The organism is Thermodesulforhabdus norvegica (assembly GCF_900114975.1).
GTDB lineage: Bacteria > Desulfobacterota > Syntrophobacteria > Syntrophobacterales > Thermodesulforhabdaceae > Thermodesulforhabdus > Thermodesulforhabdus norvegica.
Window position 1 is genome coordinate 1 of the sequence record NZ_FOUU01000011.1, and the last position, 20,614, is coordinate 20,614.

19 protein-coding genes are annotated in these 20,614 nt (G+C 50.3%); 9 read left to right on the top strand and 10 right to left on the bottom strand.

Features of this window, described 5'->3' with window-relative positions:
• The first annotated feature begins 330 nt into the window (after nt 1-330).
• From BM091_RS12000 to BM091_RS12015, 4 genes are all read left to right on the top strand, one after another.
• Complete coding sequence (locus tag BM091_RS12000; RefSeq protein ID WP_093396077.1) at nt 331-657, top strand: ArsR/SmtB family transcription factor; 327 nt, start codon at nt 331-333, stop codon at nt 655-657.
• Nucleotides 654-1,103: a DsrE/DsrF/DrsH-like family protein gene (locus BM091_RS12005; RefSeq protein WP_093396079.1), complete on the top strand. Its 450-nt coding sequence runs from the start codon at nt 654-656 to the stop codon at nt 1,101-1,103. Before BM091_RS12000 ends, BM091_RS12005 begins: the two co-directional genes overlap by 4 nt.
• A 138-nt stretch (nt 1,104-1,241) precedes the next feature.
• Nucleotides 1,242-1,976: a tetratricopeptide repeat protein gene (locus tag BM091_RS12010; protein ID WP_093396080.1), complete on the top strand. Its 735-nt coding sequence runs from the start codon at nt 1,242-1,244 to the stop codon at nt 1,974-1,976.
• A gap of 23 nt (nt 1,977-1,999) precedes the next feature.
• Complete coding sequence (locus BM091_RS12015) at nt 2,000-2,494, top strand: MamS/MamX family magnetosome protein (RefSeq protein ID WP_093396082.1); 495 nt, start codon at nt 2,000-2,002, stop codon at nt 2,492-2,494.
• Here the strand turns inward: BM091_RS12015 and hisF are convergent.
• Nucleotides 2,488-4,074 (bottom strand): imidazole glycerol phosphate synthase subunit HisF, encoded by a 1,587-nt coding sequence (hisF, locus tag BM091_RS12020; RefSeq protein WP_093396083.1) that lies wholly within the window; start codon nt 4,072-4,074, stop codon nt 2,488-2,490. The genes BM091_RS12015 and hisF overlap by 7 nt on opposite strands.
• Nucleotides 4,075-4,265: 191 nt before the next feature.
• On the opposite strand from hisF, the gene BM091_RS12025 reads away from it, so the two are divergent.
• Nucleotides 4,266-5,033, top strand: coding sequence for a hypothetical protein (locus tag BM091_RS12025; RefSeq protein WP_093396085.1), 768 nt, complete (start codon nt 4,266-4,268; stop codon nt 5,031-5,033).
• On the opposite strand, the gene aat is transcribed toward BM091_RS12025, so the two are convergent.
• Genes aat through clpS form a run of 3 tightly spaced genes read right to left on the bottom strand, consistent with a single transcriptional unit; the run spans nt 5,014 to nt 8,423 of the window.
• Nucleotides 5,014-5,763 (bottom strand): leucyl/phenylalanyl-tRNA--protein transferase, encoded by a 750-nt coding sequence (gene aat, locus BM091_RS12030; RefSeq protein WP_093396086.1) that lies wholly within the window; start codon nt 5,761-5,763, stop codon nt 5,014-5,016. The two genes, BM091_RS12025 and aat, sit on opposite strands and share 20 nt — an antisense overlap.
• A complete protein-coding gene (gene clpA / locus BM091_RS12035) occupies nt 5,760-8,105 on the bottom strand; it encodes an ATP-dependent Clp protease ATP-binding subunit ClpA (RefSeq protein WP_093396088.1) in 2,346 nt (781 codons plus the stop codon). The genes aat and clpA overlap by 4 nt, the downstream gene beginning before the upstream one ends.
• Nucleotides 8,106-8,108: 3 nt before the next feature.
• Nucleotides 8,109-8,423: an ATP-dependent Clp protease adapter ClpS gene (gene clpS / locus BM091_RS12040; RefSeq protein WP_093396089.1), complete on the bottom strand. Its 315-nt coding sequence runs from the start codon at nt 8,421-8,423 to the stop codon at nt 8,109-8,111.
• A 106-nt stretch (nt 8,424-8,529) separates the two neighbouring features.
• Here clpS and aroC point away from each other — a divergent pair, with 106 nt between their 5' ends.
• Entirely contained in the window at nt 8,530-9,603 is a 1,074-nt protein-coding gene (gene aroC / locus BM091_RS12045) for a chorismate synthase (RefSeq protein ID WP_093396091.1), read from the top strand.
• Here aroC and BM091_RS12050 read toward each other — a convergent pair.
• The 6 genes from BM091_RS12050 to BM091_RS12075 are packed head-to-tail and all read right to left on the bottom strand — an operon-like array spanning nt 9,590 to nt 16,405.
• A complete protein-coding gene (locus BM091_RS12050) occupies nt 9,590-11,350 on the bottom strand; it encodes a B12-binding domain-containing radical SAM protein (RefSeq protein ID WP_093396092.1) in 1,761 nt (586 codons plus the stop codon). The genes aroC and BM091_RS12050 overlap by 14 nt on opposite strands.
• Before the next feature lie 4 nt (nt 11,351-11,354).
• Nucleotides 11,355-12,248, bottom strand: a complete 894-nt coding sequence (locus BM091_RS12055; protein WP_093396094.1) for a 3-methyl-2-oxobutanoate dehydrogenase subunit beta — start codon at nt 12,246-12,248, stop codon at nt 11,355-11,357.
• Complete coding sequence (gene porA / locus BM091_RS12060; protein ID WP_093396095.1) at nt 12,245-13,411, bottom strand: pyruvate ferredoxin oxidoreductase; 1,167 nt, start codon at nt 13,409-13,411, stop codon at nt 12,245-12,247. Before porA ends, BM091_RS12055 begins: the two co-directional genes overlap by 4 nt.
• Nucleotides 13,412-13,436: 25 nt before the next feature.
• Nucleotides 13,437-15,179, bottom strand: a complete 1,743-nt coding sequence (locus BM091_RS12065) for an FAD-dependent oxidoreductase (RefSeq protein ID WP_093396097.1) — start codon at nt 15,177-15,179, stop codon at nt 13,437-13,439.
• Complete coding sequence (locus BM091_RS12070; protein ID WP_093396098.1) at nt 15,176-15,772, bottom strand: 2-oxoacid:acceptor oxidoreductase family protein; 597 nt, start codon at nt 15,770-15,772, stop codon at nt 15,176-15,178. Before BM091_RS12070 ends, BM091_RS12065 begins: the two co-directional genes overlap by 4 nt.
• Before the next feature lie 30 nt (nt 15,773-15,802).
• The gene (locus tag BM091_RS12075) at nt 15,803-16,405 is read right to left on the bottom strand and encodes a helix-turn-helix domain-containing protein (protein WP_093396100.1); all 603 of its coding nucleotides are present in this window, start codon (nt 16,403-16,405) and stop codon (nt 15,803-15,805) included.
• A gap of 188 nt (nt 16,406-16,593) precedes the next feature.
• Here BM091_RS12075 and amrB point away from each other — a divergent pair, with 188 nt between their 5' ends.
• From amrB to BM091_RS12090, 3 genes are read left to right on the top strand one after another with little or no spacing between them, the layout of a single operon-like run.
• A complete protein-coding gene (amrB, locus tag BM091_RS12080) occupies nt 16,594-17,808 on the top strand; it encodes an AmmeMemoRadiSam system protein B (protein ID WP_093396101.1) in 1,215 nt (404 codons plus the stop codon).
• 14 nt (nt 17,809-17,822) lie between these two features.
• Nucleotides 17,823-18,920, top strand: coding sequence for a glycosyltransferase family 4 protein (locus BM091_RS12085; protein WP_093396103.1), 1,098 nt, complete (start codon nt 17,823-17,825; stop codon nt 18,918-18,920).
• Nucleotides 18,917-20,428, top strand: a complete 1,512-nt coding sequence (locus BM091_RS12090) for a glycosyltransferase family 39 protein (RefSeq protein ID WP_093396104.1) — start codon at nt 18,917-18,919, stop codon at nt 20,426-20,428. Before BM091_RS12085 ends, BM091_RS12090 begins: the two co-directional genes overlap by 4 nt.
• Nucleotides 20,429-20,614: the final 186 nt, after the last annotated feature.

A 20,614-nucleotide genomic window follows, 5' to 3' on the forward strand; every position in this document is an offset into this window, starting at 1 on the left:
CCGGTTGTCAAGGCCTGGAGCGAAGGCCGAAGGGGTATGACCCTTTGATTCCGCCAACCATAAACAACGGAGGATCATCGTCTTTTCAATAACGTGAATTTTGGTCTTGATTCATAGGGGTCATTACACCCCAGAAATCCGTTTTCTCGAACAGGCTCGCCGGACACAAACACTAGCAAATCGCTGGACAATCCATCTGCTACAAAAACCGGGAAGTTAGTTTGTTGCCAGCAAAAAGAATTTTGACGGTTGACGGGAACGAAAAAAGGCTTATAATCAATTTGAACATATGTATATTCTAATATGTTTATGATGAGATGAGAGGCTAGCATGCCCGTAAATCTCGACGACGCAAAACTGGAAGCAGTAGCAGCAGCCTTAAAATCGGTGGCCCATCCGGCAAGGCTGAAGATTCTCAACCTCCTTGCCGAAGAAGAGCAAAGCGTATCCGACTTATGCCGGAATTTGGACTTGCCTCAGCCCTATGTCTCACAACAATTAACCATTTTAAGAAACCACGGAATCATAGCGGCCAGAAGGGAAGGGCAGCAGGTATTTTACCGGGTTCTCAACCCCCACGTCCTGAAGATCATGGAGTGCGTACGGGCACAGGCGGCAACTGAGCCCGACATTCTTAAAAAGGAGGGAAATTTATGAACGGCAACAGCGAAAAGGTTTCTTGTACCTTCATCTGTAGCAGAGACACCCTTGACGGCGCTTACCCACCTCTGATTCTTGCAATCAACGCAAAAAGACTGGGCATGGATGCCACGATCTTTTTCACCTTTATGGGAATTAACGTAATTCGAAAGGGAAGGGCAGAGGTATGTAAGTTTTATCCTCCGGGGTTCCTGGGCGCGATTCCTGGAATGGCAACCTTTGCAACAAAGATGATGAAAAAGAAGATTGATGGAGCCAACATTCCAACCATTTCCGAACTCCTTGAAATAGCCCAGCTTGAAGGGGTAAAGCTCGTAGCATGTAAGATGACGGTGGATATGATGGAACTGAAAGAAGAAGATTTTATCGAAGGGGTGGAGATTCAAACAGCGGAAGATTACCTTAAACATGCAAGGGAGTGTCGTATCAACATGTTTATTTAATCGAGGTGTCAGGAAAGCCGATTCCAGAAGAGGGGAAATCATTTGGCTTGCCACGTTCGGATAATTGTGGCAGAAGAGGCGCGCTCCTTTCGCAAGGTGGAGAGCAGATTCAGTTCTGTAGGAGGTTTTGGTTGAGTTATGCGAAGTTTGCAGGCAGCAGTTGCACTGGCTCTTGGCTGTTTTATCTGCACGATGATGGTGGTCGATAGGGCTTATGGGGTTTCAAAAGCCTACCATCTTTACGAGCAGGCACAAACCGTTCCCTTTACCTTCAACAAAATCGCCCTGTACGATCAGGCCATAGCAATGGATTCGGAGTTCACCGAAGCCAGAAAGGCGCGCGCCTTTTTTCTCTTTTACCAGGGGAAATATCGGCAGGCGATTGACGATCTGAACATTTGCATTGAAAAAGGAAAAGCAACCGCCCAGGATCACTACCTGAGAGCGCGGGCCTATTTCGGCCTGGAAGACTACGGCAGAGCCGTCCGAGATTTCGACTTTGTGCTGAAACAGGATCCTTCGAACAGAGAGGCTTTACTGTACAGGGCCAGAACTTATTATATGCTCGGGGACTACGGAAAGGCTATGGAAGATCTCACCAAGATCTTTGCAGAGGGCGTACACGATTATCTGACCGGTAGGGCTTACAGGCTTGCGGGTTTTATAATGAACGAACAGGGTAGAACAGAGCTGGCCGAAGAATACTTCCAGAGGGCGAGTCAATTTGCTGACCCCTGGATCTGGGGAGCCTATTTGAGGGTTTACGATCCCGGTAAGATGAGTGTGCTGGGGATGATCGGGATAATCGTGGGGTGCCTGGCTCTGATATTCAGGCTGGAGCTTCCCCCACCGAGGAAAAAAAAGAGAGACTAGATTTGCCCTTTGAGGAGCCTGTTATGTCAGGGGTTAGAGTTCTGTTATTGCTGGTTTTCATAGGTCTCCTGGGACTTTACACGGGTACGGCTTTCTCCGGTAAATCCCGATCTCCGGAGGAGATGGGAGGATGGGAGCCGGGAAGTGAGTACAACAAACTTTATGTTCCGGAAGATCGGGAAAAGTTTAAGGGAACCGTCCTTGAAGTCAAAGAGGTAGTCCCGATGCCGGGAATGTCTCCAGGGGTGGCGCTTGTCGTCAGGGACAGGGACGGCGAGGAGGTTACCGTTCACGTGGGTCCTCGTTGGTTTATTGATCCTGCGACTATGGGGATTCACAGGGGCGATCAGGTCAAGGTCTATGGAGTCTGGGCAGAGGTAGACGGTCAGGACGTATTTATCGCATCCAAGATAAAAAAAGGCGAGCATTTTGAGTTGAAGGTCAGACGTACCAGAGACGGTATGCCTTACTGGGCAATGAGCCCTGAGGAGCTCGAAAAGGAGAGGTCAGATCAATAATCGTTAACCTCAACGCCTTTCCGGCGGAGATAATTCTTAAGATCGGGAATTCTGACCTCTCTTCTGTGGAAAATGCCGGCCGCAAGGGCTGCTTCAACTCTGGTCTTTGTGAAAACTTCCAGAAAATGATCTGCGCATCCGGCGCCGCTCGATGCAATAACGGGGATGTTGACGGCATCGCAAACGGCCCTGATGAGTTCGATATCGTAGCCCAGATTGGTACCGTCCCGGTCAATGCAGTTCAAAAGTATTTCGCCGGCGCCCAATTCTTCGCAAACCCTTGCGAGGGTTATGGCATCAACATTTCTTCCTTCGCGTCCACCCTTGACGGTGCACTGATACCAGCAGAATCGCTCACCCTGAGGCCCCGGCAGTTCTGTTTCTATTACATTGTGTTTGGTCTCCTCAGGCGACCTCGCGTAAACTCTCCTGGGATCTATAGAAATGACGACGGCCTGACAACCGTACACTCTGGCTATGGCGCTTATCGCATTATCGGGATCTACAGAGCCCTTCGAAATGCACTCTTCGACGATGTGCACGGCATCACTTCCTATAGACACCTTGTCGGCGCCTGATCTGAAATATTCCGAGGCAACTTCCAGGGCAGAATAACGGCGTCCTTTTTCATCTCTATAGCCTCTGATTCCTCCTCCGATTGTAAGAGGCACAAACACGTTCTCAGAGGTCTTTTTCAAAATTTCCAGCATGGGCATGTCTTTAAGTGGAAAGTTACGAAACCCCGTAATATTCAAGAACACAATTTCGTCGGCTCCTTCATCGTAATAACGCCTTGCCAGTTCAACGGGATCTCCCAGATTGCGCACGGCTTTGCTCGTTCGATCCCTCACATCGTATTGATCGCCCTTGGTCACGACAAGACGTCCCGTGTCGTCTGAACGCACGTCAAGGCAGGCGACAATTCTTCTCGCCAGGCGGGTTTGTACGGGAGACATCGTCGGAGCAGAGGGCTGGATGCTCCTTGCCAGAAAGTTTTTCAGGATTCTGAGTCCCGCCGACCCACTTTTTTCCGGGTGGAATTGAGTTGCGATTATGTTTCCCTGTTGTATTGAGCTGACGAACTCAACCCCGTAGTCTGTCGTAGTGAGGATGATAGACCTGTCCTGGGGTACGACGTGATAAGAGTGAACGAAGTAAAGCTTTTCGTTACCTCTCAGTCCGTGAAAAATCAGAGACTCCCGTTTCGGCTTGATACCGTTCCATCCTATGTGGGGCACCGGAAGGCTTTTCGGGAAGCGAACCACTTTTCCCTTGAAAAAGCCCAGGCCGGGGATCCCGGGTGCTTCTTCGCTCTCTTCAAAAAGTGCCTGGAGTCCAAGACATATACCCAGGAAGGGTCGATTTTGTTTCAGGTAGCTGATCAAGGGATCTACGAAGCTTCTTTCCCGCAGGGTGTTCATCATTTCTCCGAAGGCACCAACGCCCGGGAATACCAGAATTTCAGAATTAATTATGTCTTCTGGATTCTGGACGAAATGGACCTCATGGCCGAGTGATTTTATTGAGTTAACGACGCTTCTGACGTTTCCGGCTCCGTAATCAAGAACTGTAACGCGCACGGGATTTCTCCCTTGAAATTGTGATGGTTATAGTTATAGACAATTAAGCAGGCAGCGGATAAAAATATCAGCAACCTCGGGAGTGAGCAAGTGACTTGAGTTGGCTTTTATGGGGGTTGTGCAAAACGTCTGATAAGAGATATTATGTTTCCTTGTGTACAAAACCAAAACAAAAAAAGAAGGAACAGCCCATGATTAGATTGATCATCTCACTGGTCCTGGTATTTACAATATCACAGGAACTATCGGCTTCAGCAGGTCAACTACTGCTCACAACAAACACCGGAAAACGCCTGACCCTCGACTACTGCTGGGCCGATGAAAACCAGGTAAGATTTGAGATCGGAGGCGGAACGGCTACGCTTTCCAGAGATCTGGTCAGAGCTCTGGAAGAAGTAATCGACCGTAAAGAGATCGTTCGGGAGGCCCTGGAGAAAACCGCCATAACGACAGACTCCTTTGACCCGGAAAAAGCATTAAAAGATATTGCCACCCGATTCTACGGAATTTCCATAAGCTTTACCAGCAGGCCACCAGATCACCGAGCATCATCGCCGGAAGAAAAAAGCAACCTCTACGGAGCAATTACCAGAGTCGTACCCGAGCTTTCCGTATATCAGCTCGTTCACACTCCACCTAAACGCTCCTTTTTGTTCGCAACAACCTTTTTCAACACAAGAGTTCCGATAACCCTGAACCGTATTTATCTGGAATTGCTGGACATGGACGGAAATGTCGTCGACCGAATCCCCGTAAAGATTTCCTTGCTCGACGTTCCCAAAAAAGAAAGGCTTCAGAAAAAGATTGCTCCTCTTTTCTACGTGGCTTATGCCTTCATACCAATGGATAAGGAATTCATGACGTATCAGTTCGTACTTGAGCGAATGATATGGGATGAGTCCGGCAACAACCAATCTGCCGCCCGAAGTGGTGATACCTTTAAGATCGTTCGGTTTTAACCGGTTTCTCCGACCTGGGGGTTAAATAAATTCTCTGGATCGCTTCGACGGTGGGTTCCCACCTTCCACGGTAAGTGGGATGTTTCAGGGCTTCCCGAAGCATCTCCAGGAATTTAGCTCTGGGAACTTCAACAGCTCCCATCCTCTTTAGATGGTCCGATGGGAGCTGACAATCTATGAAGTGAAAGTTCCAGGATTGTAGCACCATGGCAAGAATCACAAGTGCTACCTTGGAGGCATCTTTTTCCCTTGAAAACATCGACTCCCCAAAAAAGGCCCTTCCCAGAGACACACCGTAAAGACCGCCCACAAGTTTCCCTTCCATCCAGGTTTCCACAGAATGGGCAAAGCCCAGCTCGTGTAACCTTTCGTATGCTTCGATCATCTCCGGTATGAGCCAGGTCTGCAACCCCTTTTCAACCCTTACGGCAGCGCATTCGCGAATAACCCTGTGAAAGGCCTGATCAAAGCTTACCCTGAACCTGCCTTTTTTTAAGACCCTGCGAAGACTGTGAGATATTTTGATATCCCGGGGAAGCAGAATTAACCTCGGATCCGGGGACCACCATAAAATGGGTGTGCTCTCATCGTACCAGGGGAAAATCCCGGCACTATAGGCGAGGAGCAGGCGCGCCGGTGAAAGATCCCCTCCCACTGCCAGCAAACCGTCTTCATCGGCCAGCTCGGGATGCGGGAAAATAAGCTCTTCCGTTAGTCTGAAAACGGTCATGACTTTGCCGACCGCCGGCTCTGTTTCCCGACCCGGTTATTCTTCTGAAGGGGCTCAGATTGACACAGAAAAACGAGGTTTTCCGTTCTTATCACCTTCGTGCCCCGAGGGATCTCCTTTTCTTCGGGCCTGAAAACGGTTACGTGTCCACCTTCTTTCAGGGATCCAAAGAGTATCTCGTCGGCAAGAACGTCTTTTATTTCCGTCTGGATCACCCTTCCAAGAGGCCTTGCCCCGAATGACGGATCATAGCCTTTTTCTGCCAGCCATTTCCTGGCACCATCGCTGAGAGCTACAGTAACGTTTCTTTCAGATAATTGTTCGGACATTTCTTTTACGAATTTATCGACAATCATCTCCATGATCGACTGATCCAGTGCGTTGAAGGCGATAATGGCATCAAGGCGATTACGGAATTCGGGGCTGAAAAGTTGCTCCACGGCTTTTATACCCTTCTTTGCCTTTTCGGTCAGCTCAGCCCTTGTAGAAAAACCGATGGAGGATGCTGCCATTTCTCTGGCGCCGGCGTTTGATGTCATAAGGAGAATCACGTTCCTGAAGTCGGCCTTGCGGCCGTTATTGTCGGTAAGCGTTGCGTAATCCATTACCTGAAGAAGAATGTTGAAGACATCCGGGTGGGCCTTTTCTATCTCGTCGAGCAGTAAAACGCAGTGAGGATGTTTTCTTATGGCGTCGGTCAGCAACCCTCCCTGGTCGAAGCCGATATAGCCGGGGGGAGCTCCTATGAGCCTCGCAACCGTATGCTTTTCCATATATTCGCTCATATCAAAGCGCAGAAAATGTATTCCGAGGGCTCTGGCAAGCTGCTTAGCAACCTCCGTTTTGCCCACCCCTGTGGGACCGATGAGCAGGAAAGAGCCCACAGGTTTGTCGGGAATTCCAAGGCCTGCCCTTGCCCGCTTTATAGCTTTAACCAGGTTTTCAATGGCCTCGTCCTGCCCAAAAACCACCCTTTTCAGTTCCCTTTCCAGGTTCATAAGCCTCTGCTGATCTGTTGCCGTAACCGTTCTGGCAGGGATCCGGGCCATTCTGGCTACGACCATTTCCACGTCTTTCACACCCACTATGCGACGCACACGGCGATCATTCTTGAGTTTAAGGCTGGCTCCGGCTTCGTCGATAACATCGATGGCCTTATCGGGGAGGTATCGCTCCGTGAGGTACCTGGAAGATAGATCAACGGCAGCCCTGAGGGCCGCATCGGAGTATTTAACGCCGTGGTGCTTTTCGTAGTAGCTTTTGAGACCCTTGAGAATCCGGTATGTTTCCTCCTGAGTCGGCTCCGTAATTTCCACCTTCTGGAATCTTCGGCTAAGCGCCCTATCCTTTTCAAAGTAGTTTTTGTACTCCTCGTAGGTCGTCGATCCTATACAGCGTATCATTCCGGAAGCCAGAACGGGCTTCAAAATGTTTGAGGCATCAAGAGAACCTCCACTCGTCGCCCCGGCACCCACGACAGTATGAATTTCGTCAATGAAAAGTATTGCACCCCGCTTCTGTTTGAGCTCGTTTATTACGGCCTTTAATCTTGCTTCGAAGTCTCCTCGAAATTTCGTTCCGGCAAGTAGAGCTCCCATGTCGAGGGCATATATCTCAACATTGTGAAAGGCCTCGGGAACTTCTTTACGGTAAATCTTCAACGCAAGGCCCTCGGCAATGGCCGTTTTTCCAACCCCGGGATCCCCCACGAAGATTGGATTATTCTTCGTACGGCGGCTTAAAATTTGAAGTGTTCTCAGTATTTCCTGCTCACGGCCGATAAGAGGGTCGATAAGACCCCGGGCTGCTTTTTCTATAAGGTTAACCGTAAAGGCCTCAAGGGCGCTCCTGCGCTTTCCGGGCTTTCGTCCCGTTATGGTTTCGGGCGGTTCTTCGTCTTCGTAGGCTCCGATCTTCGAGACGCCGTGGGAAATGTAGTTCAGCACATCCAGGCGGGTTACGCCCTGCAATTTAAGGAAGTACACGGCATGGGAATGCTCTTCATAGAACATGGCGGCAAGAATATCGCCGGCCTCAATCTCCTTCTTTTCGGCACTCTGAGCGTGCGATATAGCCCTCTGCAAAACTCTTTGTACGCTCAAAGTCTGCATGGGTTCCTTGATAACACCGTGGGGCAATGGTTCCATCTTACGCTGGAAAAAGTCCTCCAGATTTTCCTTCAAAAGATCCAGGTCCACACCGCAATGATAGAGGATCTTTCGACCTGTCGGATCGAGAAGGAATGCGTAAAGTATGTGCTCCAGTGTAAAGAACTCGTGCCGCCTTGATCGGGCTTCTTTTATGGCCGTGGCTATTATCACTTCTACTTCTTTACTTATCATGACTCACGCTTCTTCCATGCTGCAGCGCAGTGGATAGCCGTTCTGTCTTGCCAGATGATGCACCATCGCCACCTTTGTTTCCGCAACCTCCGCGGGGTAAATACCGCATACCCCTATGCCGTTATGGTGCACATTCAGCATGATCCGTACGGCTTCACTGTGGCTCTTGTTGAACACCCTTTGCAGGATTTCCACCACAAAGTCCATTGTAGTATAATCGTCGTTGTGGAGGAGCACTTTGTACATTGGGGGTTCCTGGAGATCTTCTTCAACGTGGCTCTCAAAGTCATGTTGGGGATCCTGTTGCCATTCACTCATGGCTTGGCTCAACCTCCCTGACGTGGTACAAAATCCTCCTCCTTCTGAGTTAAGATTTTAAGAAAAAGAATAACCGTTTATCAGGCATAGTCAAGCAGGATAAGAGATGGCGGGAAATACCTTCGGCAAAATGTTCCGTGTTACCACCTGGGGAGAGTCCCACGGTAAGGCTCTGGGAGCCGTTATAGACGGCTGTCCCCCGGGGCTTTCCCTTTCCGAAGAGGACATTCAGAAAGACTTGGACAGAAGGCGTCCCGGCCGGAGCCCTGCCTCCACCAAGAGGAAAGAGTCAGACCGCGTGCAAATCTTATCGGGGGTCTTCGAAGGTAAGACGACAGGGACGCCCATTTCACTGATTATCTATAACGAGGATGCAAGAAGCGGCGACTACTCCACTCTTGCCGACACGTATCGACCCGGGCACGCCGATCGGACCTATGAGCAGAAGTACGGGTTGCGGGACTGGCGGGGTGGTGGAAGAAGTTCTGCCCGGGAAACCGTTGCACGTGTTGCAGCAGGTGCGGTGGCACGCAAGTTCCTTTCGACCTTTGGCATAAACGTCGTTGCCTATACCCTGGAGCTGGCCGGCGTGAAATGTAACAGAATCGATGAAACCGTAATAGACAATAATCCCTTCTACTGCCCTGACGAAGAGGCAGCCCAACTCATGGCCGTCAAGATAGATGAAATACGTCGCAGGGGGGACTCCTGCGGAGGCATCGTACAGGTTGTGGCCAGAGGATGCCCGCCCGGTCTGGGCGAACCGGTTTTCGACAAGCTTGATGCCAGAATTGCCTATGCCTTAATGTCAATAGGGGCGGTTAAGGGAGTTGAAATAGGCAGTGGGTTTCGGTGTGCTCGAATGCTGGGAAGCGAACATAACGACCCGATTACTCCTGAAGGTTATGCCTCCAACAACGCCGGGGGCATACTCGGAGGCATATCTTCAGGGATGGACATAGTGGCCAGGGTTGCCGTAAAGCCCATTCCTTCAATCAGAATAGCCCAGCAGACCATAACCAGAGACGGCAGGCCCACCACCATAACGGTTAAAGGAAGACACGACGTCAGCGCTATTCCCAGGATAGTCCCCGTTTGCGAAGCGATGATGTTGCTTGTTCTGGCAGATTTCATGCTTCATCCGACGATGGTGGCAAAGTACGGCTTCAGGCATACATGACTTCGCCTATTCTGTAACCCGGATTGTCTTCTCCTGTAATTTTCCGAAGCAGAGACCTCGCCCAATCCTCGGCGACGTTTTCGTCGGTGTTTTCGGGTATGATCCTGAACTCACCGTCCCCTGTATCCTCCGGCGGAATCCAGATCCACACGTTGGAGTCGCCCGAAAGCGGATCGTGTCTCGTTATAAAGACCTGACATGAGTTGACGGACGACCTGGTGGAGAAGAATTCTCTGTCAAGAGGATGCTGTCGCCATAGGTAAAGTTTTCGAAGAAACGGCAGCATCGCAGGGCCTTCAGGAACCAACTTTGACGGGATAATCCAATTGAGAAGGATATATGGGTTTTTGTTGATCAGGCTCGTTGCAAAGGACTTAACCGATTCGATTCTCTCCCACCACCCGGGATTTTTGATGATGATGCTCAAGGAGCACGAGCAACTGTGGAAAGTTGCCGGGGTTACGTCACCTTCTAACTCAATAACCGACAGGAAATTCCCGGGTAACGAGCCCAGGTAGGGCACTTCGACGGGAAAGAAGTCGAACCCGGTAACCTCTTCGGCATAGGAAAAGGCCTGATATATTTCGTCGTAATCCAGCCAGGGAGTTTTGAGAACATAGTAAGGGGGCTCGATCATGAACCTGATCCCCAGTTCCGCAGCTTTTTTTCTGAGCTCGGTGCCCGGTAAAAGGCTTAGCGGATAGATATTGAGCTCGTCGTAAAGTTCCTTTTCGATGGCAAAATCAATGGATCGGATAACGTCATCAAGGGTATCATGGGGCAAACCGACAATGATATCGAGGGTAACCACTATGCCTGCATCTCTCAGCCTTTTAACGCCTTCGACGAAATTTTTCCTGCTCCATTTCCTTCCCACAGACTTCAGAGCCTTACTGTTTACCGTCTGAAGCCCCACTTCTACCTGTACTACACCACAGTCTTTCAACTTTTTGACTATTTCTCCGCTGCAATGCTCTGCATTCAGCTCAACATAGAGATCGAGCCCTCCGGTATAGGGGGTAATGGTATCCAGAAAACCCGACGCGTCGGGTCTTGCAAGAAAACTAGGGTCTGTGAAAAGAACTTCACGAACGCCGCGATCCCTAGCCCATAAGATCTCTGAAACGACCCTTTCAATTGGCAACGCCCGGGTTAACCCTGAACTTTTGTGGTAAAAGCAGTAAGCACAGCGGTAGCTGCAACCTCTAAGGCTTTCCATCAGGATGGATCCCGACGGTGCAGGCTGCAACAGACCCGTGAGATACGGCGAAACCAACTCCTCCGGCCTCAGAGGCTCCGAAGCGAGCACTCTATCTGCAACCCGCATTCCTCTTGCAAGGCAGGAAAGGAACTCTGCAAAGGCCTTTTCTCCTTCTCCGATAAAGAGGTGGTCGAAAATATTTTTGTTCAGGAGCCAGGTATTGTCGGGGCATACTTCGGGTCCACCGGCAACCGTTAAGGCTCTGCAACCCCTGCTTCGCAACTGTTCCGCTATATAACAACTTCTTTCCACATTCCAGAGATAGCAACTGAAGGCGACGACCCCCGGATCTTCCAGGAGGATTTCATTTACGATTGCTTCGTCACCTCCCCAGGTGCATAAATCCCGAGGTAGGAGCTTCAGATCAAGGCCTGGAAGGTGAAGAAACGCATAAGCCCCTACAGAAGCGGCACCCAGAGGAACATGCTCGGCAGGATAAGCCAGATCGGCGGACAGCACGGGGAGCTGAACCAGCAAGACCTTCATGGCCTCAATGTTCGCTCATGGTCGTCAAGCCGGCTTTCTGAAGTAGCAACCGCCAGTCTTCGTTGACCATCTCCTGAATCTGCTCAAGATCCTCTTCAGTAAGATGACGAAACCTTCCCTGAAGCCGGAAATATTCTTTAACGAGATAGCCTTTCGAGTGATAGTTAATTGTGTATTTCGTCCCGTTTTCTACCTCGTAAAGTGGAAATATATTCGTCTGAACGGCCATTCTGGCGATCTTTATGGACATGTCCGAAGGCATTCTCCAGCCTGTTGGACAACTCGCATAGACGTGCAGGAACCTGGCCCCCCTTATGCTCTTTGCCTTGCGGACCTTTCTTATAAAATCCTCAGGGAAGGCAATACTTGCAGTAGCCACGTAGGGAATACGATGGGCCGCCAGGATCTCTACTATGTTCTTTTTACGCATCTTCTTCCAATCCGCACCGGGGGTCGTTGTGGTCCAGGCTCCGTAAGGCGTTGAGGAACTCCGCTGGACGCCGGTGTTCATATAGGCTTCGTTATCATAGCACACGTAGAAAATATCTTCATTTCTCTCAACGGCCCCGCTTAAGGCCTGAAAACCGATATCGAAGGTACCACCGTCTCCTGCCCAGGTTACAACCACCGTTTCCCTATCGCCTTTCATATCAAGGGCGGCTCTAATCCCGCTGGACACAGCTCCACCCGTTTCAAAGGCCGTATGAAGAACCGGAACCCTGAGAGCCGATTGAGGATAAGGACCTGCGATAATCGACCAGCAACATGCCGGAATTACCAGAATTACCTTGTTACCCAAACCTTTCAGCAGAAACCTCATGGCTATGGCGGCACCGCACCCCGGACATCCGACGTGCCCGGAATACATGCCTTCGTATTTGGGGAAATCTTGACTCATGCCAGCACCTCTTGTCTGAGACCTATCCATATGTCGGGCCTTTCAGGCCGGTCTTTCTTTTTGGTGTCCTCGTATATCTCAAAAAGAACCTCTTCTGTTATGTCACGACCACCAAGCCCTGCTACGTACCCGAATACGAGCGGTCTGTTCGGATCGTTGCAAAGAGCGGCCCTGATTTCCTGGGCAAAAATGCCGGAGGCGCCAAAGGAGATGTTACGGTCAATAACCGCAACCTTGGAGGCCTTGCGCAGGCAGCGGGTTACGTCATCCGCCGGGAAAGGTCTGAACATCTTTATCTTTAAAAGGCCGACCCTTTCTCCTCTGGACCTCAGCTCATCAACAACAAGCCTGCAGGTGCTTGTCACCGTCCCGGAGGTTACCATGATTATTTCAGCATCATCGCAGAAAACGGGCTCGACAATACCGTAGGATCGTTCAAAAGCTTCACGGAAAGACCTCTCGGCCTCAAGATACTCATCCCGTGCCCGCAGAGCGGCTTCGTGCATGGAATACCTCATTTCCATGTAAACATTGGGCGGGGCCAGCTGATTGAAGGCGCATGGGTTGGCCAAATCGAGTTTGAAAGCCGGTTCAAAGGGCGGGAGATACCTGTCCACCTCTTCCTGATCGGGAATATCAACGGGTTCGTAGGTATGGGAAAGGAAAAAGGCGTCCAGTATGACCATCACGGGAAGATAAATGGACTCGGCAAGCCTATAGGCAATAAGGGTCGTATCCAGGGCTTCCTGGCCGTCCTCGCAATAAAGCTGAATCCAGCCCGTGTCTCGCTGCGACAGTGTATCGGTCTGCTCGGTCCAGATGTTCCAGCCCGGGGCAAGGGCCCTGTTCACAACGGCCATGACTATTGGGAGGCGGGCTCCGGCGGCCCAGTGCAAAAGCTCGTGCATGTAGGCCAGTCCCTGAGAAGATGTGGCCGTAAAGGTTCGGCATCCTGCCGAAGCCGCACCTATAAGTGCTGCCAGAGCCGAATGCTCGCTTTCAACTCTCAGAAACTTGGCCTTCATAACCCCGGAGGCGCAGTACTCTGAAAGAAGCTCCACGATGTGGGTCTGCGGAGTTATGGGATAGGCAGAGATTACCTCGGCCCTCGCAAGCCTTACCGCTTCGGAAACGGCATGACTTCCTTCAACCACCTTTTTCATTGTTGTCATGCTCTCCTTTAAAGCCCTAATGGGATTCCTCAACAAGGCTCATCGCACAGCGCGGGCATTCTGCAACGCAGAGCCCGCATCCCTTGCAGTAATCGTAGTCTATAAAGCGATGCTCCCGTTCCGACTCGTCCATTTTTACTGATAAATCCGGGCAGAAAAGGCGGCAGTTGTCGCAGTCGTTACAAATCCCGCAATTAAAGCACCTCGATGCTTCTTTCATTGCGATGTTTGCGGCAATGCGGAGTTCAATTTCCCGGAAGCTTTCGATCCGTTCTTCTATTAGCAGTTTAGGCACCCTGAGGCGCGGCTCCAGGGAAAAGTAATCCGCGTTTATATCATCAAAGGTTACCACCTTTTTGCTTCTGCCGGATCTCGGCCCTTTTCTGTAGACATTCATGGACAAGAAGAGGCCGTTTCCAATTGAGGACCTCTTTAACTCCTCATTCACAAAGGAAAGCCCTCTGGTTCTTAGAATGTCACAGACTATGGCCGCTTCCTTTGCCGACGCAATTGCGTAGGTTACGGTTTTCGAAGGGGTTGTCAGGTCTCCCGCATAAACCTTAATCGCCTCACCGGGTGACTCCGGAACGACAACGGTTGCGGTGTTCCAGGAAATTACATTTTTACCGGTGGCAGGTGGAAGCCACAGAGGATCGGGTTCAAAGCCTATGGCCGTAAATACCCTTGAGGCTTTTATGACTCGCTCGGTTGTTCCGGGTTCAAAGGCGGCACGGCCGCCCTCGTCCACTCCTTTTACGACGGTTTCCCGCAGTACAACCCTAAAGCTTCCCTCTTCAGGCCGGATTGCCACGGGCATATGAAGTGTGAGCAACTCAACCCCCTCTTCCTCTGCCGCCTCGATTTCTTCCACCGATGCCGGCATATCCTCACGACGTCTCCGGTACACGATAAGGGGACGGGCACCCATTCTTACTGCAGATCTCGCCACGTCGACGGCCGTATTTCCTCCACCTATGATAATTACGTCCCCCTCCAGCCTTTCAACCTGCCCTGCTCTGATCTTCTGCAGAAAGTTAAGGCCGTCCTCGGCGTATTCCACTCCCTCGAAACCACCACTCCTGGGCTTCCAGGTACCGGGAGCCATAAAAACCACGTTGTAGTTCTTGCTCATTTCCCCGATCACATCAGGTGGGACGGGATGGGACGTGTGAAATACAGTTCCGAGACCTTCCAGGAATTTCAGGTAGCGATGGAGTACTTCAAGGGGCAGTCGATATGAAGGAATTCCCCATCGCAGGAGCCCTCCCGGTTCACTTCTGGCTTCAAATACTTCGCAGGAATAGCCGAAGACTCTAAAAAAGTAAGCAGCCGCCAGGCCTGCAGGTCCTGAGCCGATTATGGCAACCCGTAATCCCGAAAGGTCATGGAGATTCAAATCGGGAGAAAGCCGGTATCTTGCGGCCGTGTCCGACAGAAACCGCTCCACCGCTCTAATATTAACGGGCTCGTCAAAGTGAGCGCGGTTACAGGATTGCTCACAGGGGTGAAAGCAAACCCGTCCACAAATTCCCGGGAAGGGATTTTCTTCCAGAATGATTTCCCAGGCTTCTTTGAAAGCTCCCTCGGAAACGAGTCTCTCCACCCTGGGGATATCCTCTCCTGCAGGGCACGCGACACTGCAGGGAGCCGTTTTCTCATCGTAGATGGGTTTTAAAAATCGCCACGTGCCCGTCTTATTGACCTCAGTGGATGTCGTGGACCTGGGAATAAGCAAAGGCACGCCAGGGTGTGTCATCATGATACCATTACTCCCCTTTCCTTTTCGTCCCCTATCACCACGGCTTCATAAGCTTCTCTAGCCGCCTGAACGTTTGCTTCCGTCTTTATTGGTATTTCTTCCCTGATGGCTTCTTCCAGCGACGCAATGTCGGGCACACCCAGCACCCTTGCAAAGGCCCCTATAACGGCTGTGTTTACTATGGGATGAGTATGGGTGCCGAGCCTGTGCTTTCGGGCAATAGCTGTGGCGTCAACCCAGGCCAGTCTTAAATTCTCGGAAAGTGGTTCCAACAGAGGAGGGACGAGGGCCGTATTCATTATTATGAACCCACCTGGCTTAATGCCGGAAGTTATTACCTTGAGGGTGTCGGGCCTTTGCAGTAGCGTGGAATCCATCACCACGACATGATCCGGCCTGTAAACGTTCGTCCTTTTTAGGATTTTCCTGCTGTCCCATCTCAGAAAAGCCTCTACGGGCGCACCACGACGCTCTACACCGAAAAGAGGAAAACTCTGGACATAAAAACCCGATCGAAAGAGGGCTTTGGCGAGAATTATTGAGGCCACAACCGTACCCTGCCCTCCCCTTCCGTGAAACCGCACTTCAATCATTTTAAGGCGCTCCCGTTTTTATGCAAAAATCTAGAGCCGCTTTGTCCATACCACCACAATTGCCTTTGCAGGCCTGTCTTCAAGGCTTCGGAAGCTGTGTCCCTGAGAAGAATCAAAGTAAATGCAATCACCTGCTTCCAGTCTCTCCACCCGGTCTGCCGTTCTGAACTCCAGAGTTCCTTCCATCACGTAAACGAATTCTTCGCCTTCGTGGCTCGTGAAAACCATGTCGCTGGTTTCCAGAGGAGGAAACTCTACGTAGAAAGGTTCCATGTGCTTGTCGTGTTTCTTGGTTTCCAGGGCTTCGTAAACGTAGTCAACTTCGCCTTCCCGGTGATGAGCTCGCCTGTCAACCCGGATTCTTTCGTTTAACCTTGTGATATATACGGTCTCACCCTTGACTTCGTCCTGAAAGAAATAACTGAGACCCACATTGAGAGCCTTCGCCAGCCTCAGTAACGTCGCAATAGGGGGAATAACTCGATTGTTCTCTATCTGAGAAAGAAGCGCCTTGGATAACCCGGTCTTTGCAGACAGATCCTGTAAAGTGTAGTGTTGCTTCTCTCTGAGCTCTCTAACCTTGTTCCCAATCTGAAGAGCCCTGACCGCCAAGGTTAAATCCTCTCTGTCCATCTAACGCCCCCTCTTCTAAAAAGTAGCAATGAAACCTCAACCCTCTACCTAACCCCACCGTACGATCCCGCGGCCCCACAGGGGAAAACGAAATCTTCCAATATTTTTCGTTGAATGCTAGCATGTTTTGCCGTGATTAGTCAAAATGAAATTTGTTCACCTTTGCAAAACTCCATGGGGGTTGTAGGGTGGAGTATCCCAGGATAAGGTACGGCGTCGAAGCCATACCGACGGTTTATCAGGGTCGAAAGGTTATTCTGCTGAGGGATAGGCTCGGGTATTCGGAAGATCAACTGATTGTGGATCCACGAATGATAACGATCCTGGGCCTTATGGACGGCACCAATTCAATCCGGGACATACAGGCCTTTTATATGAGGCAGACGGGAGAACTGCTTTTCAGCGATCAGATTAAAGAGCTCGTCGCACGCCTGGATGAGTGTCTCTTTCTTGACAACGAAAGATTTGCCGGGACAGTGGCCCGTCATGTTGAATCTTTCTTAAAAGATCCGATTAGGCACCCCGCTCATAGCGGGGCCAGTTATCCGGAGGATCCCCGGGAGCTGGAGAAATTCCTCAGAAATCTACTGGAGTCGGCGGGCCAAATTCCTGAAGCATCTTCAGATTTAAAGGCCGATCGGGAAAAGATTGTGGGATTGGTAGTGCCACATATTGATCTGTCTCTGGGGGGTAAGTGCTATGGGATGGCCTACGCTAAGGCCGAAAAGTCGGCACACCCCAGAGTATGGCTTATCATAGGGACCTGCCATGAACCTCTTGACGATTTCTTCGCACTTACCACAAAAGATTTTGAAACTCCGATGGGAATTGTTCCGGTGGAGAAAAAAATCTGCGAAGAGATCAAAAGCAGAATAAGGCTCTTCGATATAACCGGGGGTGAATATCATCATGCCAGAGAGCACACCATAGAGTTTCAGGTTCTCTTTATCGGGCTTCTTTTTCCCGAAGCCAGGATTGTTCCACTTCTGTGTTCCTTTACCCGAGAGGACTACGAAATGCGAGGAGAAGTGATAGACGAAGTTGTTGCCGTGCTCACGGATTTAATCATAAACGAAGATGTGGGTGTGATCGCCAGTGTTGATCTGGCCCACGTAGGCCCAAGGTACGGTGATACCTTCGTGCCGGATTTGGTAACGGTAAGAGAGCATATTGCAAAGGACAGACATCTCTGTGGGCTTCTTGCCGGGCGGGACAGGGAAGGCTTCGAGCGGGCTCTGTGGCAACAGCATGAGGTGAGGAGAATCTGTGGGGCATCACCCCTTTTCGTTTTTAACAGGATACTACCGGAGAATGTTGCCGGCAGTGTCCTGGACGTAAGTTACGGATTCGTCGATCAGAACCGATCCTTCGTAACCTTTGCCGCAATGACCTTTCACTCATAGGTGTTGGATTGCGGATGCGGGTCGTCCTCGTAAGGCGATATTGTGGGTTTGGCTATGGAGGAGCAGAGCGATATTTCGCAACTGTTGCCGGACGGCTGATCCGCAGGGGAATGGACGTCGTCTTCGTCGGAGAGCGCTGTGACCCTCTTCCGGGCTTAAAGCATCTTCGCATCAGAATGCCCTTCAGGGGCTCGATAGCGCGAAACCTTGCCTTTTTTTACATGGTTCCTCTGAAGATCAGAGCAGAAAAGCTCAACGACGCCATCATCTACACAGGGGCTCGTATAAAAGAATTCCATGTTTTCTGTACCAATGACCCACTCCACAAACCGTGGCTATACTTCAGATATGGTAACCCTGAGGCGGCTCTCCTGAGTCTTCTTCCGCGTCATCAGACGATACTGTATCTGGAAAAGCGCATGTTCACGGCAAAAAATGCGCATTTTGCACTCCCATCGGCCCTGCTGAAAAGGCAGCTGGAGACTTTCTACGGTTTTTCGATAATGCCCGATAAGGTTCACGTAATACATCCAGGTGTTGATTTTTACGAATTCCATCCGCCCGAGAATGACCGCAGAGCCGATCAGGCAGTGAGGAATATTCTTTTCGTGGGTAACAATTCCTACAACAAAGGCGTGAACAGGCTTCTCAGCGCACTGGACCTTATTTCATCGAGACCTTTTACCTGTACACTGGTGGGGATTAAACCGGGGGATTTGAAAATTCCCTTTCGCCTCAGAGATCGCGTAAAAATTGCGGGATATGTAAGGAAACCCGGTGATCTGTACCGTCGCGCTCATGTAGTGGTGATTCCAAGCCTGTACGAAACGTTCAGCAATGTTTGCCTCGAATCCATGGCCTCGGGGACTCCTGTGATAATATCTTCTCAAGCCGGCGCCTGTGAGATAGTGGAGCATGGGTATGAGGGGCTACATCTTTACGAACCCTCGAATGAGGCAGAACTTGCCGTAAGGATTCTGGAAATACTCGAAATGGATTCAAAAACCTGGAAGACCATGAGTCTTGCGGCTGCCGAAAAGGCAAAAAAATTTTCCCTGGATGCTCACGTAAGAAAGTTGATTGCTCTCTTTGAGGAGATCTTCGTAAGGTGAAATTAACGACTTTGAGACCCAACGAACGGATAGTCCTCATCTGCCTTACGACAGCGTCGGTTCTTTTGAAAATTTTTTTGACCTGCAAAGCTCCTGTAATTAATCCCGACGGTGCTCTTTATCTCATAAGTGCGAAATTTATCTCCGAAGGAGACTTTAAACGGGCTCTTGAATTCTTCCCATACCCTCTTTTCCCATACCTGATAAGCCTTGTTCACTCCATAGCTGGGAACTGGTTGCTTGCAGGGAGAATTTTATCTCTTTTGCCCTCAGCCCTGTGCGTCATTCCGCTCTACGGTATCATAAAAAGGGTCGTCGGATCCGGCGCTGCCCTCTACGGTTCTGCGGCCTTTATCCTTGCGCCCATCTTTAATGAGACCTCAACCTGGATCATAAGGGATCACCTGGCCTTGCTGTTGGGCTTAACGGGCATTTTCTGGACGCTGGCGAGCATCGATTCGGGGAAAACGGGGCACTACCTGACGGCTCTTATCTGTTTCCTGTTCGCAGCGGCACTAAGAATTGAATACGCCGTGCTCATTGTTGCGTGGATTTTTGCGGGAGTAACGGCAACACTTCACAGGAGAAGGTTTTTGGTTTGCCTGGCTCTGGGAATTGCCGTTTTGCAGGGGCTTGTGTTACTGGGCTACCTGAGTGGGTGGGAGCAATATTTAAGGTTACAGGAACTCCGGAATGGGTTAAGAGCTTTTCTGGGAGGCGAGTTTCTGGAAAACTACCGCAGTGTCTATAGAATGCTGACCGTTCTCGGTCAGGAGCTTCCCAATTCAATCTGGCATCCCAATTTTTCCGACATAGCCAGGCATTACATTCCCGTTATCTATTTTCTTGGCTATCTCGAAACCTGCGTTAAAGTAGTACACTTACCCTTTTTTCTTGCGATTTTCGCAGGGCTGAAGGACCTCGGAAAATGTAAGCATAAATTTTTTTTACTCATGTTTCTGGCCCTTTGCTTTCTTCCTGGCTACGGGAACCTTCTTTTCCGTAACTTTCTGTCTTACAGGTATGTTTTTCCTCTGGCCGCGCTTCTGTTCGTCTTCACGGGTTTGGGTTTTTACAGCATTCAGAGGAGGGTCACCGGGCAACTAGACAATCTTTCTCTGAAAAAAAGGCTCACCATCTCCGTAGTCGCCGTAATCTTCCTTTTAGTAGTGGTTGAAGCTGTCTTGCATGCAGAAAGAAGGATCGAGAAAACCAGCTCACTCACAATTGACGTGTCCGGGTGGTTGAACTCTCAGGCTATGAACCAGACCTGCCTTGTCGCGTCGGACGACCCCAGGATCGGCTGGTACTGGAGCCGTGGAGATCGCTTTGTGTTGGTTGGTCATGGTTCAGTTCTCAGAGATCCCGCTATATGTTATTTCGTTACTGACAGGACAGTTGACCAGGACATTTTGAACAAATGTGGACTGCGTCAATTGATAACTTTTGGCAGTGGCATTAAAAAGATTATTGTCTATGGAAAACGGCATGATAACCAGGCCTTTTAGGGAGATGTGAAAGGCGGGAAATGTCTCGTCCTGACAGAAGCAGAAGAAGCAGGAAACCAGAGCGTTATGTATGTTGTGCCTGTGGAAGAGAGTTTCCTTTTTGCTGGTGGTGTCCCTGCGGTTTCATGATTTGTTCTGAATGCATGGAAGAAAACCTTTGGGGTATGACCTGCAATGGGATTACCT